Origin of the sequence: Paenibacillus sp. PvP094 (assembly GCF_040546835.1) — a bacterium.
GTDB classification, from domain to species: domain Bacteria; phylum Bacillota; class Bacilli; order Paenibacillales; family Paenibacillaceae; genus Paenibacillus; species Paenibacillus illinoisensis.
Genome location: NZ_JBEPOM010000001.1, coordinates 2449223 through 2463774, shown reverse-complemented (window position 1 = coordinate 2463774; position 14552 = coordinate 2449223). Strand labels below are relative to the sequence as shown.

General features: G+C 49.0%; 12 protein-coding genes. 5 read left to right on the top strand and 7 right to left on the bottom strand.

The features are described from left to right. The first annotated feature begins 140 nt into the window (after positions 1 to 140). Together ABIC22_RS11410 and ABIC22_RS11405 are read left to right on the top strand one after the other, a co-directional pair. Positions 141 to 1049: a hypothetical protein gene (locus tag ABIC22_RS11410; RefSeq protein WP_354480883.1), complete on the top strand. Its 909-nt coding sequence runs from the start codon at positions 141 to 143 to the stop codon at positions 1047 to 1049. Between the two features lie 259 nt (positions 1050 to 1308). Continuing rightward, the gene (locus ABIC22_RS11405) at positions 1309 to 2052 is read left to right on the top strand and encodes a thioredoxin-like domain-containing protein (RefSeq protein ID WP_354480882.1); all 744 of its coding nucleotides are present in this window, start codon (positions 1309 to 1311) and stop codon (positions 2050 to 2052) included. Between the two features lie 185 nt (positions 2053 to 2237). On the opposite strand, the gene ABIC22_RS11400 is transcribed toward ABIC22_RS11405, so the two are convergent. Together ABIC22_RS11400 and ABIC22_RS11395 are read right to left on the bottom strand one after the other, a co-directional pair. Then, positions 2238 to 3191, bottom strand: a complete 954-nt coding sequence (locus tag ABIC22_RS11400; protein ID WP_095290977.1) for a nucleoside hydrolase — start codon at positions 3189 to 3191, stop codon at positions 2238 to 2240. Between the two features lie 232 nt (positions 3192 to 3423). Beyond that, positions 3424 to 5655: an MMPL family transporter gene (locus ABIC22_RS11395; protein ID WP_354480881.1), complete on the bottom strand. Its 2232-nt coding sequence runs from the start codon at positions 5653 to 5655 to the stop codon at positions 3424 to 3426. Between the two features lie 176 nt (positions 5656 to 5831). Here ABIC22_RS11395 and ABIC22_RS11390 point away from each other — a divergent pair, with 176 nt between their 5' ends. Together ABIC22_RS11390 and ABIC22_RS11385 are read left to right on the top strand one after the other, a co-directional pair. Beyond that, positions 5832 to 6455 carry a TetR/AcrR family transcriptional regulator gene (locus tag ABIC22_RS11390; protein WP_354480879.1) on the top strand — a complete coding sequence of 208 codons (624 nt, stop codon included), beginning with the start codon at positions 5832 to 5834 and terminating at the stop codon, positions 6453 to 6455. Positions 6456 to 6573: 118 nt separating this feature from the next. Beyond that, a complete protein-coding gene (locus ABIC22_RS11385) occupies positions 6574 to 7176 on the top strand; it encodes a GNAT family N-acetyltransferase (protein ID WP_127537369.1) in 603 nt (200 codons plus the stop codon). Between the two features lie 29 nt (positions 7177 to 7205). On the opposite strand, the gene ABIC22_RS11380 is transcribed toward ABIC22_RS11385, so the two are convergent. After that, entirely contained in the window at positions 7206 to 8102 is an 897-nt protein-coding gene (locus ABIC22_RS11380; protein WP_354480876.1) for a diacylglycerol/lipid kinase family protein, read from the bottom strand. A 92-nt stretch (positions 8103 to 8194) separates the two neighbouring features. After that, a complete protein-coding gene (locus tag ABIC22_RS11375) occupies positions 8195 to 9406 on the bottom strand; it encodes a serpin family protein (RefSeq protein WP_354480875.1) in 1212 nt (403 codons plus the stop codon). A gap of 277 nt (positions 9407 to 9683) precedes the next feature. Here ABIC22_RS11375 and ABIC22_RS11370 point away from each other — a divergent pair, with 277 nt between their 5' ends. Beyond that, positions 9684 to 10277, top strand: a complete 594-nt coding sequence (locus tag ABIC22_RS11370; RefSeq protein WP_127537372.1) for a hypothetical protein — start codon at positions 9684 to 9686, stop codon at positions 10275 to 10277. 119 nt (positions 10278 to 10396) lie between these two features. Here ABIC22_RS11370 and ABIC22_RS11365 read toward each other — a convergent pair whose 3' ends face one another. The 3 genes from ABIC22_RS11365 to ABIC22_RS11355 are packed head-to-tail and all read right to left on the bottom strand — an operon-like array spanning position 10397 to position 14543. Further along, the gene (locus ABIC22_RS11365) at positions 10397 to 12280 is read right to left on the bottom strand and encodes an ABC transporter ATP-binding protein (protein WP_354480873.1); all 1884 of its coding nucleotides are present in this window, start codon (positions 12278 to 12280) and stop codon (positions 10397 to 10399) included. Then, on the bottom strand, positions 12277 to 14004 hold the full coding sequence (locus tag ABIC22_RS11360) for an ABC transporter ATP-binding protein (protein ID WP_354480871.1): 1728 nt from the start codon (positions 14002 to 14004) through the stop codon (positions 12277 to 12279). Before ABIC22_RS11360 ends, ABIC22_RS11365 begins: the two co-directional genes overlap by 4 nt. Then, entirely contained in the window at positions 14001 to 14543 is a 543-nt protein-coding gene (locus ABIC22_RS11355; RefSeq protein ID WP_154894668.1) for a MarR family winged helix-turn-helix transcriptional regulator, read from the bottom strand. Before ABIC22_RS11355 ends, ABIC22_RS11360 begins: the two co-directional genes overlap by 4 nt. Positions 14544 to 14552: the final 9 nt, after the last annotated feature.

The window sequence follows — 14552 nt, the reverse complement described above, 5'->3', positions numbered from 1 at the left end:
CATTTTTGATACACCGTTTGTTTCATTTGGGAAATTACGGTTATTAATTACGCTGTAAACATAGACAAACTTTGGCACCAAACGTTAAAATGAGACAAAATGTCTATATTACTTCATATATGAAATTGGAGGCCCCTGTTATGAAATGCCCGGTATGTAATCATGAAAATGGAAATGCACATTACTGCGAGAGGTGTGGTACAGATCTGACTCAGTCCCCATCTTCTTCTACCACTCCCCGTGACCACGAATCAGCAGCTGCTGCCGAATCGGAATATACACGTTGGTCCAGTACGCAAGCAGCACCTTCTCAATCCGTTCCATCCCGTACACCTTCTGCTCCAACACCTCATGACCAGACGTATGACAATTCCGGCCCGAATAACCACTCGTCTGCAGGTGACGCCAATCAGTGGAACAATGTCATGCAAAATGAGAAGGTTCAGCAAGCCAAAGAAGTCAGCAAACAGTACATATCCTATTTTCTTAGCGTCCTAGCCCGTCCTTACCAAACGATGAAAACCGTCGGTGATCAACATGCGCTGAATGGATTAATTACGATGGCTCTCATTGCAATCCTGTCCTCTACATACTTTTTACTTACCTTCAGCCGGTTAGATATGAGTGGTTTATTCGTAGCTGGATTCATCCGCCCGCTGCTGTTTACCGCGATCATCCTGCTTGTGGCTGTAGTACTGATCTACGCTGTACTGAAAATCGAGAAAATCACGTTTCGTCCGAAAACGCTGGTAGCACAGTATGGTACCCTACTTGTTCCGTCTGTTGCAGCGCTCGTGCTCGCGAACTTGTTTATCTTTATTTCATATCCGATCGCAATTTTCTTTCTAGTTGTCTCGTATGTCATTGTTTTTGCAGGTATGAATGCGGTGCTGTTCCAACATCCGCTCAATCGTACGAAGTCAGCCATCGACAGCATGTATACCGTCCTTATTGCCAACGTTGTGTTGCTCTACATTTTGTACCGTTTGCTCGCAGGCTCCATTCTTGGAATTCTGGGCATGATGCTTTCACCATTTGGTCGTTTGTAATCCGATTTTCATTTCAAAACTACATCTACGAAAAGACTCCTCTGCTTTGTTCAGAAGAGTCTTTTTTCGTTTCCCGATCCAGGATTGCACTGGCATCTTCGATACACTATAATGTGTAGTGCAAACCTTATGTTTGAATTTACGTACCGGGAACTTCACTGTTTCCTTGAAGAAGGATTCTCGGCGCAGTTAAACACTACATGATGTAGTGTTATTAAAGGCTATTTCCATTTTAGAAAAGAAAGAAGAGGATCTATCGATGAATCACGATATGAATCATATGCAAATGAACCACGAGGCAGGAACATCCTATGTCTGGCTCATTGTAGGAACAGTCCTGCTGCTGCTCTCCATCGCAGCTTATATCCTAGCGTCGCGTACACAGGGGAAAGTACTAAGTCATATGAAGAAGGATGAACGAGCCACCATCAAAAAGAAAAGCCGGTCCATCCGGCTGGCTGCACACACATTGCTCGGCGTCTCTGTCATTATCCTTATTCTGTTCTTCACGCAAGGTGCATTCGACAAATATGACGTGGCTGATCTTAACGCTAACGCCAACATTGAAGTAACGGAAGATCCTTACTATGGTGCAGAACATACGGAAGACCCTATTGATTACGACATGACCATTCCCACTTCAGGGCCTCATAACCCACATGACATCAAGTTTGGCTTTTACACCGATTTCCCGGGATATCCTTATCTTGTTCACAATCTGGAGCATGGCGATATCATCATCTACTATCGTGAGGATGCCAGCGACGACCTGAAGGAGCATCTGAAATATCTGACCAAGTTCCGTGAGGCAGGGGCCGGCATACTGGCTGTACCAAACAAGGATATTCCAGAGGGCAGTGAAGTCGTCGTGACGGCCTGGACCAAAACGATGAAGCTGGACACCTTCGACGATGCCAAAGTCGGTACATTTATTAACCGGTATATTAACCAGGGACCAGAGAAAATTCCTCCTTCCATTCGCCAAGGTGGCGGAACGATGTAATCGTTGATGCTCCATTATCCGTCGAATCCTGGATTCACGGAGAACGCTTTGACGCGCAGCTATGTTTGTGTGACTCAAAATAACAAAAAGCCGCACGGCAGAACCCCGGAAGAAATCCTGGGCGCTCTGCCTGCGGCTTTTTTATAATCTTCTAGTAGTAGAAGAAAACCTTGTGGTTGTCTGGATTAATAGCGCTGCGGAGCAGCCTTTTTACCCAGATCGGTCATATAAGTAAAGAATGCATCCGGATCCGTATCGTACACCAGCTGCACTGGACGTCCGTCGGCTTGCTCTACCGTACGGCCTTGGCTAGGACCATCTGGAATTACGATGCAATTCACGGTTTTCTTCTTCACGATATCCTCGCGACCAACGGAAGCTGTTGTCAGCACGTCCCACAGATAATATGTGGAATTCGTTTCACTGTACACCAGTGGCGGGCATCCTGCGTAACAGTTTCCGAGGAAGTCCACACCTTCGAAGCGGCGCTCGGCTGCCCAGCGATTACGCACAGCAGGTGTAAGAGGTACTTTGTTCGTGCTCTCCAGTGCAACCAGGTCGATCTGGATGCCACTTTCCCATACACGGTAAGCTGCTTCTGGATCCCAGAATACGTTCCATTCCGCTGTGCCGTCATGCTCAGGCTCTTCCACGTTTCCTTTTTCAAACGTACCGCCCATCCAGACCAGCTTGTCGATTTTCTCTTCAATGTCTGGTGCTTCGTCAAGTGCACGTGCGAGGTCTGTCAGTGGGCCCGTGAACAAAAGAAGTGTTTTGCCTTCTGTGTTACGAACCTTCTCAATCAGGTGCTGGTGAGCCGGAACAGCTGACAAAGGCGCTTCCATTTTGCCAGATTCGTTCAGTATAGGCAGTGCATCTACATAAAAGGAGTGCAATCTCCACGCTGCAGGAAACGGATTTTTACCTCTGGAGTTAGATTTCGATACTTCGACGGAATACGTACCGAAGCGATCAATAATTTTACGGCTGGCATCGGTCGCTGGCTCCAAATATCCGTCTGCCGGAATGACCGATACACCTGTAACTTTTACATTATCCATCTGCAGAAGCATGAACAGCGATACGAGGTCATCCACGCCGCCGTCATGGTTAAAATACACATTAAGTTGGTTCGTCATTACTTACTTTCATCCTTCCCCTGGTTGTCCCATTGATGTACTTTCATCCGTCAGCCCCTGGACCAACGTTCCCTCTATTATGTCCCAAAACCCTGTTATACGTAAACCATCCCCTCAGAGTTGGCATAAAAATGCGGACAGTGCTGTTGTTCGCACTGCCCGCATCTTCTAAGTCCATGCGCTGCTCACACGAGGGTGCATGGATCCATCCTGTCTGAATTCGGACTTCAAATTACATGGAGGACGTTTGCTTCTCTCTTGCTTCCTCGGCGACAGGCTTGTATTTGCCTGGCCAGAATGCCCATTTGCCCAACAAGGTTGTAATGGCCGGTACCATGAATGGACGGACAAGGAATGTATCGAGCAGCACACCCGCTGCCGTAATAATTCCGAACTGCACCAATACCTGAATAGGCAGTGTTGCCAGTACAGCAAACGTACCTGCGAGAATCAGACCTGCAGAAGTAATAACAGAACCTGTCTCGCCTACACCTTCCTTGATCGCTTGGCGTAAAGGCATCGTTTTGCGTTTCTGCCAGATACTTGAGATCATGAAGATGTTATAGTCCTCACCGAGTGCGACCAGGAATACGAATGAATACAGCGGAATCGCACCCTGAATGGCATCTGCACCCAAGCCATAATGGATGATAAGCCATCCGAGACCAAGGGCCGAGAAATAGGAGAGCACCACTGTGGCAATCAGATACGCCGTCGCTACAACAGAACGTAGGTATAACAAAAGCAGCAATGTAATCATGCCGATGACAACAGGGATAATGATGCTCGCATCCCGCTCTCCGGTCACTTCGATGTCGTACTGCTCTGCAGTTTGGCCATCAATCCAGACGTGACTGTCCACACTGGTAATTCCTGCGTCAGTTAATGCCTGCTCAGCCGTCGCCCGCAAATCCGGAATATGCTGCATGGCCTCCATGGAGTACGGATTCAAGTTAAACTCGACATCATAGGCGGTGATGTTAGCATTCTCCGCACCCTGCTGAGCTTCACCCACCTTGCTTACATAATCCAATGCTTCGAGACGCTGCTTCAGATCGGTTTCCTTGCCCTCTGAATCTATAATGACCTTGGCTGGGGCCAATTCGCCTTCGGAAAACTGTTCCCCAATGACCGTAAATCCTTCACGTGAAGGTACGTCTTCCGGGAAGGAAGACAGCAGGTCATACGTAAATTTGATCTGGCTGGAGAAGGCAGCCAGTCCACCGAGCAGTACCAGCGTAATGGCCAGTACAGTCCATGGTTTGGTGATAACTGTGCGACCAATCCAGCTTTCCTTGATTTTGCGCGGAGCCGGAGCCGGTTTTCCTTTTTTCTTGGCACGCTCCACTTCCATTTCGTGCGTACGCGGTACGAACGGGTAGAATGATCCCCGCCCGAAGATGGCAAGTAGTGCCGGAACCAGCGTCAAGCTGGCAATAAACATGATGAAAATGGACAAACTGAATGGAACAGCAAAACGGTGATATGCACCGTACTCAGCCAGCAGCAGCACGAGCAGGGCTGCAACGACTGTGAATCCACTCATGGCGATCGCACCGGATGATCCGGTGATGGCCTGGAACAACGCTTTCTTTTTGTCCGGTTCATGATAGAGAATCTGACGGAATCTGGAGATCATGAACAGGCAGTAATCCGTACCTGCTCCGAACAATAATACGGTCATAATGGAAATGGACTGTGCATCAACCGTAATCCAGCCCTGATCCGCCATGAATCCAAGAATCGGACTTGTGACCATGTAGGCGAAACCAACCGCAATAATGGGGATGATCGCCAGTACCGGAGAACGGTAGATCAGCAGCAGCAATACCAAAACGAGAATCACTGTTGCGATCAACAGGGATACGTCGGCCGATGAGAAAAGCCCGCTCGCATCGATGGATATACCAACCGGTCCAGTGACCCGTGCGCTTAATGCTTTGGCATCATCAATGGCTACGTCGAACGGATTGGAACCAAAAATGTCCTCCGTTTTCTGTTCAACTGCCTCGATGCCTTCCTTTAGCTGTTCAGAGTCTGCGCCTTCATTGAAGAAAAGCGGCATAACCAGCGTACTTCCGTCTTCCGACAGCTGGCCTTGAATGGCCTGCGGTGGCAATTGGTACAACGGCACAACCGCTTGCTGCTGCTCTACCGGATCCTGATCCAGCCGCTCGGTTAGCGCCTGAATCTGTTCGATCTGCTGATCCGTCAACCCGCCAGCTTGATGCCATACAATTAATGCAGGGAGGCCTTCCCCACCTGGAAACTCCCGCTGGGCAATCGCTGCTGCCTGTACGGACGGTTTGGAATCACTCAGGTCTTGTGCGTTATTCGTTTCGCGCTCGCCTACGGCTGGCCATACCACACCGAGTACAACCGCAATAATAATCCATACTAACAGTGTAATCCATTTGGTTCGTTTGCCCGCAACCCAGCGGCCATAGCCCGATCCTTCTTGCATCGTTTCTTCATCTCCTGTTCTGTTTCTATGAAACCGTCTTGTATATAAATTGTAGAAATGAACCACGGGTCATAGTATAATCGAATTAATTATATATACCGTAAGGTTAATTTTGCAATACTAATTTTTTGAACACTTTATGCCAAGATAATTTTTTATGTAAAGAGGTATGCCGCATGTCTAAAAAGACTACACCTTCCCGGTCACCAGGAAGACCCAAAGCAGGTACCGATCAGACATCAGTCCAGTCCAAGATATTAATGACTGCTTCGCAGTTATTTATGGAATATGGTTATGAACCGGTCTCTCTTCAGCAGATTGCCTCACTATGCCATGTGACTAAGGCGTCCATCTATTATCACTTTTCCAGCAAACCGGAGCTCTTCACTGTCGCCATAACGCGTATGATGGATATGGGCAGGCAGCAGACTGCACTTCGTTTGGAAGAGCCCGGCTCCTTGCAGCAGCGGCTGGAGAGTGTTGCTGCAGCCAAAATGCAGCAGTCCCATGTGGACACGGAAACCATGATGCGTGAAGCCGAGTCCTATCTGAGTGCCGACCAGCTTGCGCAGATCCGTGAAGCCGAGACTCAGATCTTCGATGTTCTCGCCACACATTTCAAACGGGAGATGGACAGCGGTTATTTGCGCTCTGCGAACCCTATGCTGCTCGCCCAAGCATTCACCTCCCTGCTCATGCTCGCGAACCGGGAGGATGTGCGCAGCATGCATGGAAGCATTGAAGACTTGGCTCATGAGCTGGTTTCCTTATTTCTGGATGGGGCCGTTCAGCGAAAGTGAAGTATAATTTAACGAGATATACTCATGTCCGTATCCAGTGACGATTAGTACATTAGCATTGATAGTGACAGACCACTTGTCATGCCCCAGATGTTTGACTTTTTAGGAGGTATCACGAATGTCCCAACCAACATCATCCCCACGTGTTCCCCGTCTGCTGGAGACAGAACGCATCTATCTTCGTCCGTTTGAGACGACGGATGTCGATGACTACTTTCCAGGTCTGTTTGACCCTGAGATGCGAAAACTTACAGGAACACAGAACAGCTTTACCCGTACACAAGTGGAACGCTTTGTCGAGAACGCAGGTCAGGACGACTCCCGGCTCATGCTGCTCATCGCCTTACAGGAAAATGATCAGCTCATCGGCGAGGTTGTCCTCATGGACATGCATGCCAAGAACCGCAGTGCACACCTGCGAATAGGCATCGATCGTGCAGAGCATCAAGGCAAGGGCTATGGCAGTGAAGCGCTGCTGTTGATGCTTGATTACGGCTTTGGCATTTGCAACCTGCACCGAATCGAGCTTGAGGTATATGCCTTCAATGAGCGAGCCGTTCGTACCTATGAGAGGCTTGGCTTCCAGCAGGAAGGTATCCGCAGAGATGCACTGTACTACAACCACCAATATCATGATGCCATTCTCATGAGTATGTTGGAGCATGAATTCCGTGAACGGCATGCCGCAGGTCAGATGACAGGCCCTGCGCGGCAAGGGTAATTGATATAAAAAAAGAACCAGAGAAGTGCTTAGTACACATCTCCGGTCAAAAAAGTCAGATGACCCGCCAGCACCGACAGCTCGGCGGGTGTTTTCATGTACAATTCGCCATCCGTATCAACGGGCATCGGAGCATCCGTCTCCAGCAGCAGGGTTGACGCCTTGAAGTAACTGATACTTTCATTCTGAGGCTGCCACTCTCCCTCCGGTTTGTGCGACAGGATCTCTCGCAGCAGCGGAATGCCCGTCTCATGGATAATGAGGATATCCAGTTCGCCATCCTGCAGCGCATCTGGGGCAAATGGAAGTGAATTCGTTCCAAGAAACCGTCCGTTCGCCGCGTAGATCATGACGGCTTCCCCTTCCATTGTTTTGCCGTCTGCCTCCATCCGGTAATGAAAAGGCTCGGTGTTACTAATGGTCTGCAATGTGCTGATGAAGTAGCTCAGCTTACCCAGCGTACCCTTCAGGTTGGAGTTAATATTCTGCGATGTATCACTGATTAATCCAATGCCAAAAAAGTTCGTAAATACCCGATCATTGGCCTGCCCAATATCAATCGAAACAGCATGACCCTCAAGCAGCTGACGTGCGGCAACCTCCACATCCGGTGACAATCCGAGAGAACGTGCAAAATCATTACAGGTCCCCCCAGGCAAAATCCCAATCAGCGGCGGGTTCTGCAGACTCGCCAGTCCATTCACGCATTCATGCACCGTACCGTCCCCACCCAAAATAAAAACGACATCGAACTGTTCCCCGCGATCCCGGCACAAGGCTTCCCCCTCGCCGGGTTCGTCCGTGCGTACAACAACAAGCTCACGAACAGCAGGCGCAAGTACTCCGGCTGCAGTACCTACAGCATCCGCACGATTCGCTTTTCCGGCATGATTGTGATGAATTAACAGTGCTTTGTTAAATGCCATCGCTCTCTTCCTCCATTCTAATGCTTGTTTACCCTTTAGCCGTCATGGTTGAAGCAGTAACGAAAGAGCCAATACTTTTACTTACTAAGATGTCAGTGGGAAGCGACCTGTTCAGGTTGTTGGATGGCACCAGCGAAAACCCATGCTCCAGTTGAATTATCCACCACAGCAACCATAAATGGACGACTAACCTCCATCTTGACACGATCCGTGGGTGGAGCACTCCCGGCTCTCATCTCCAAGAGTGTAGAGGCAGCCGCTACAGTTCCTTGCTCACTCACTTCCATCACAGCTCGGTGGATAATTTGGCCAATATAGGCCTGCCAGTCCGGTCCACGCGGGATCATTTTTGTAAAATCAGCAGTATACGGATCAAAGGCCTTCTCTATACCAAGCTGCTGCATGGCTTCTTTTAAATGAACTCCATACTCGGCTCGAAAACGGGGCAGAGACAAATCTACCAATCTGAAGTCAGATTGTTCATTCAGCTTTTGGGGATGATCCTCCAGCTGCTGCTGGATTTCTTCCAACGTATGACCGTCCCGTGGCAATACAATCAGCATATACATTTGTTCATTCCCATAGGGAAGCCGAATGGCCTGCCATTCCTCATTTTCCGTGTAATGGAATTGCTTGGACTGATGCATCATCGGTACAGACACCGTGCTTCCGTTTGCAAGCCGGAAATCGCCATCTTTTGTATGCTCAGGTTCAAATTCATTCGTCCAGTTACCGTCAAATGCTATGGCATTCACCAGTATCATGAGCGTTTCCCCTGCAGGTGATTCCTGCAACAATTGAGGGATCATGCCACGAGTATGCTCTTCCACCCAATGATTAATTTCATCTTTGGCCAGTTCGGGTTGTGTATGTAATGACTCGATTTCGGCTTCAAATGTTTGCTGCAGGTTAGCTTTATACGCATCTTCTACCGTGACTCCATTCTTAATCCACACGGCACTAGCAATCCCCATCTCTATTCCAGAGCCTGGATGCATTAACAATTGATGCAGCGCGGCATCCGTCGTGTTTAACTGCCTATCTTCCCATTCCGACCAACCCAGCGCTTCTGCCATTTCCCGCCTTGTTTCTCCCTCACTGCCAAGATATGCCATACCCATAGCTGCAGCGATACTGTAAGGAGAGATCAGCAGATTCTTCTCACTGGGTGCCTCCTGCGCTCCAAGCTCTCTAATCAGCTGCAACCCCAATCTGTTCATCGCCTCAATTTGTTTAGGCTCGATTTGCTTCAGAAGTGCATTCCGTTCATCAGCGGATAATTCCTGATTGGTACTGGATTCCATCTGGTCCTTCCCCTCCTGTTCTGAACAGCTTGTAATGAACAGCCAACATACACAACATAATAACAGTTGTACATATAACCGGGTATGCATCGTAATCCCCCTCACATCCGTAATAACTAGAAATCGTACATGAAATGAGTATTTTCCTTTTTTTACTAAACGCACGATAGAGAGAAAAGGTTACTCCTCACCCTATATTCCACTTCACTGGGGAAACGCCATTCAAAAGGAGCTAAATCGGTTATATCTATACCATATACGAATGGAGGGATTTCCTATGATTCCGGCAACGTTGGAACAATTGGAGCAAGTCCGCAAGGAATGCCGCACGATGGTCCGCAAGAGAGCAACCGCTTCTGCTGGTACTACACTTGTCCCTTTACCTGGTACAGACGTACTGGCTGATGTGGGGATGCTGATGCAGCTATTGCCTGCCATTAACAATAAATTCGGATTATCGCAAAAACAGCTCGACGGCATGGACCCTGAAACCAAATCCATGATTTACGGATTCGTCATGTCCATCGGAAGCAAAGTCATTGGACGCATGGTAACGAAGGAGCTTGTCGTTCAGGTACTGAAACGGGTCGGAATACGCGTAGCCACCAAATCCGTGGCCAAGTTCGTTCCACTTGCAGGCCAAGGTCTAGCCGCGGCTCTCAGCTTCACAGCCATGCGTTATGTGGGTAACAAACATGTCGATGACTGTTATGAGGTCGTGAAACGCATGCTTGAACAGCGTGAGCAAATTCCGGGCGAACCCGCCCCGTCAGCTCTCCAAGAAGCGAACACGGACGCAAAGCCCGAAGAGAAGGTCGATTCCCGTGATGACGCAGATCGTACAGCTGTGGTGGAATCCAAAGACAAGTAATTTATTTTCAAATTTGCGGCAAAAGGATACTGTACAACGGATACTGCACAACAAATAAGCCGGGACTCCCCTGTTAGGAGCCCCGGCTTATTTTTATATCTTTATATGCATCGTTTCATTTAGATCGCCTGCGGCTGCTGCTCTGCAAACTGGCTGTTGTACAGATCCGCGTAGAATCCTTGCTGTGCCATCAATTCCTCATGATTGCCCTGTTCGATGACATTACCGTGATCCATGACAAGGATGAGATCCGCGCCACGAATCGTCGACAAGCGGTGAGCAATGACAAAGCTGGTACGATCCTTCATCAGATCATTCATTGCTTTCTGAATAAATACCTCGGTCCGGGTATCCACGCTGCTCGTTGCTTCATCCAGAATAAGAATGGACGGATTCGCCAAGATAGCTCTTGCAATCGTCAACAGCTGTTTCTGTCCCTGAGAGATATTGGAGGCTTCTTCGTTCAGCACGGTATTATAGCCATCCGGCAGCGTACGGATAAAGTGATCGGCATGGGCCGCATCTGCCGCCTTAACCACTTCTGCTTCGGTTGCACCCTCACGCCCATACGCGATGTTGTCGCGAATGGTTCCGTTAAACAGCCATGTATCCTGAAGCACCATTCCGAACAGACTACGCAGCTTGCCGCGTTCCATGTCCCGGATATCGACACCGTCAATCGTGATTTTTCCATCCTGGATTTCGTAGAAACGCATCAACAGGTTGATCAGTGTCGTCTTACCGGCTCCCGTTGGCCCTACAATGGCTACGGTCTGACCCGGTTTTACATCAATATTCATATTTTTGATAAGCAGTTCATCCGGTTTATATCCAAAATTAACACCTTGGAACGCAACCGCTCCTTGGGGCTGCTGTAATTGTACTGGCTGGTTGGACTCTGGTACCTCTTCCTCTTCGTCCAGCAGCTCGAACACCCGCTCTGCCGAAGCAATGGTGGACTGAATGATATTGGAGATATTTGCAATCTGGTTAATCGGTTGTGTGAACTGACGAGAGTACTGCGTAAACGCCAGAATATCCCCGATCGAGATGGCGCCGCGTGTAACAAAAATCCCGCCGACGACACAGATCAGAACATAACCCAGGTTACCAACAAAACTCATAAGCGGCATGATGATCCCTGAGATAAATTGAGCCTTCCAGCCCGATTCATACAGCTCTTCATTGACTTTCTCGAATTGCTGTACCGATTGTTCTTCGCGTCCAAATGCTTTTACGACCTTGTGTCCGGTGTACATCTCCTCGACATGTCCGTTCAGCTCACCCAGTGATTTCTGCTGTCCCGCAAAATGCTTTTGTGAACGGGATGCCACCAACATCACAACGATTACACTGAGTGGCAGCGTCAAAATGGTGATCAGTGTCATCCATGGACTAATCGTCAGCATCATGATAATTACGCCGACAATGGTAACGACAGAAGTAATAAACTGTGCCAAACTTTGCTGAAGCGTATTACTGATGTTATCCACATCATTGGTCGCCCGGCTGAGCGTCTCCCCGTGGGTACGGGAGTCAAAGTATTTCAGTGGCAGCCGGCCCACTTTGGCGCTGATCTGCTCACGCATGTCATAAACCACTCGCTGGGCAACACCAGCCATCAGGTATTGCTGAATATACATAAATGCTGCACTGAACAGGTACAATCCCAAGAGCAGGTAGAGCACCTTCATTAATGCAGGAAAATCAATACCCGCGCCCTGTATGCCCTGCAGAATGGCAATGGCGCCTTGGCTCAGTATATCAGTTCCTTCAGCCATAACCTTCGGACTGATAATGCTGAACACGGTACTGAGGATTGCAGCTACCAATACACCGAGCAGACGATAACGGTGTGGCTGGAGATACTTGATCAGCCGCCGCAGCGTACCTTTGAAGTCCTTCGGCTTCTCACCCGGAGGACGCATGCCCATACCGCCACCAGGGTGACCTGGCCCGCCGGAACGTGGTGCTTTGCTTTTATGTTCGGTACGCTCACTCATGCGATCTCCTCCTCTGTCAGCTGGGATGATACAATCTCGCGGTACACTTCATTGTTCGCGAGCAGTTCCTTATGGGTACCGGAACCAACAATGCGTCCTTCATCCATAACCAGAATGCGATCTGCATCCATTACTGTACTTACTCGCTGTGCAACAATCAGCACCGCCGCTTCAGTCGTTTCGGATTTCAGCGCTGCACGAAGTTTGGCATCTGTTTTGAAATCCAGAGCGGAGAAGCTGTCGTCGAAAATATACACTTCCGGGCGGCGAACAAGTGCGCGTGCAATGGACAAACGCTGTTTCTGTCCACCAGAAACGTTATTACCACCTTGAGCAATAAGGCTGTCATACCCGTCCTTCATCTCGGAAATGAAGTTCTCGGCCTGAGCCGTCCGGGCTGCATGAACGATTTCCTCCATCGTGGCATCTTCTTTCCCGTGTCGGATATTCTCCGCAATCGTTCCCGTGAAGAGGACTGCCTTTTGTGGCACAAAGCCAATTTTCGCTCGTAAATCTTCCTGACTAATTTCACGTACATCCGTACCGTTCACCCGTACACTGCCTTCTGTTACATCATAGAAACGGGGAATAAGGCTGAGCAGCGTGGATTTCCCTGATCCTGTACCGCCAATAATGGCTGTGGTCTCTCCGGGACGGGCTGTAAACGAAATAGCCGACAATGCCGCATTCTCTGCTCCCGGATAACGGAAGGTAACATTGTCGAATTCAATAGTGCCCTGCAGGGATTTCATGCCACGAGGCTGCTCTGGATCACTAAGGTCAGGCTGCATATCCAGCACTTCGTTGATCCGTTCTGCGGATGCAGAAGCTCTTGGAATCATGACAAAAATAATGGAAACCATAATCAGCGAGAACATGATCTGCATCGCATACTGGATAAACGCAATCAGGGAACCAATATTCATGTTTCCACTGTCTATGCGCTGTCCTCCGAAGTATAGAATGGCGATCATGGAGAAGTTCATGACAAGCATCATAACAGGCATCAAGGTCGCCATTAGAACGTTAACTTTAATCGAAGCATCTCTCAGATCCGTATTCGCTCCGTTAAAACGAACGCGTTCATGTTCTCCGCGGTTGAAGGAACGAACGACACGAATACCTGTTAATTGCTCACGCAGAACCAAATTCAGCCGGTCCAGCTTTTTTTGGATTTGTTTAAATAGCGGCAGACCTTTGGCCCCAATCAGTGCAATGGCACCCGCCAGTACAGGCAGCACGACCAGGAAGATCGTAGACAATTTGGCGTCCTGGGATACCGCCATGAAGATACCACCGATACACATCATCGGAGCCATAATCATCATGCGCAGCATCATCGTTAATACGTTCTGAACCTGCGTAATGTCATTCGTCGTACGGGTGATCAGGGATGCGGTGCCCAGCTTATCAAATTCCTGCAGCGAGAAATTCTCCACGTGGCGGAAAACCCGGCTGCGCAGCTGCTTGGCAAATCCGCCTGCTGTACGGGAAGACAGGTAACTGGCCAATACGGAACACGCTGTACCCCCAATGGCAATCACCAGCATCCAGCCGCCAATTTGCCAAATGTACGGAACATCACCTTTGACGATACCAAAATTGACGATATCGGCCATCAAGGTTGGCAGGTACAGCTCGGCGAGCGATTGCAGCAATACCAGACCCAAAATGAAGATAATGGGAATTCGATAAGGCTTGAGCATGCGAAACAATTTCATCATGGCGTATCATCTCCTTCTGTTGAATGCTCCTTTTGTATGGACGCGAGCGAGTCAAAAAAGCTATATACTTTCGTCAGCAGCTCGGCTAACTGGGTACTGTCTTCCTCTCCCAGATGCTCAACCAATCTGTTGAATATCTGCATGCGCTCTTCATGAGCAGCCCGAATAATATCACGGCCTGCTTCCGTAATCGTAATGCGTACGGCACGGCGATCATCGGGGTCCATAGTTCGCTTGACGAGTCCCTCGTCCTCAAGACCACGAATGACTGGGGTGATTGTCGGCGATTTTACTCGCAGCAGCGCACTGATCTCCGATACTTTCAGTCCTGGATGATCTTCATTCAATTCGCTGTTGAAATCGGGAGGATTATCTCGCCAATCCAGACGCTCTCCCGGATGTGAACCGTGGAGCAAACAGGCCAATACCATAATTTCATTATGGTTGCGACCGTGGGGCTTATGCTGTCTCCATTTGCCTTTATTAAACTGCATGATGGAATACAGCAGCTTCTGGGCCACTGGATCCAGACCTGTCATATAGGGTTC

Bases quoted from the DNA above. Each gene is read 5' to 3' on its own strand.
- ABIC22_RS11410 (WP_354480883.1), top strand. From the start codon at position 141: ATGAAATGCCCGGTATGTAATCATGAAAATGGAAATGCACATTACTGC.
- ABIC22_RS11405 (WP_354480882.1), top strand. From the start codon at position 1,309: ATGAATCACGATATGAATCATATGCAAATGAACCACGAGGCAGGAACA.
- ABIC22_RS11400 (WP_095290977.1), bottom strand. From the start codon at position 3,191: ATGACGAACCAACTTAATGTGTATTTTAACCATGACGGCGGCGTGGAT.
- ABIC22_RS11395 (WP_354480881.1), bottom strand. From the start codon at position 5,655: ATGCAAGAAGGATCGGGCTATGGCCGCTGGGTTGCGGGCAAACGAACC.
- ABIC22_RS11390 (WP_354480879.1), top strand. From the start codon at position 5,832: ATGTCTAAAAAGACTACACCTTCCCGGTCACCAGGAAGACCCAAAGCA.
- ABIC22_RS11385 (WP_127537369.1), top strand. From the start codon at position 6,574: ATGTCCCAACCAACATCATCCCCACGTGTTCCCCGTCTGCTGGAGACA.
- ABIC22_RS11380 (WP_354480876.1), bottom strand. From the start codon at position 8,102: ATGGCATTTAACAAAGCACTGTTAATTCATCACAATCATGCCGGAAAA.
- ABIC22_RS11375 (WP_354480875.1), bottom strand. From the start codon at position 9,406: ATGGAATCCAGTACCAATCAGGAATTATCCGCTGATGAACGGAATGCA.
- ABIC22_RS11370 (WP_127537372.1), top strand. From the start codon at position 9,684: ATGATTCCGGCAACGTTGGAACAATTGGAGCAAGTCCGCAAGGAATGC.
- ABIC22_RS11365 (WP_354480873.1), bottom strand. From the start codon at position 12,280: ATGAGTGAGCGTACCGAACATAAAAGCAAAGCACCACGTTCCGGCGGG.
- ABIC22_RS11360 (WP_354480871.1), bottom strand. From the start codon at position 14,004: ATGATGAAATTGTTTCGCATGCTCAAGCCTTATCGAATTCCCATTATC.
- ABIC22_RS11355 (WP_154894668.1), bottom strand. From the start codon at position 14,543: ATGACAGGTCTGGATCCAGTGGCCCAGAAGCTGCTGTATTCCATCATG.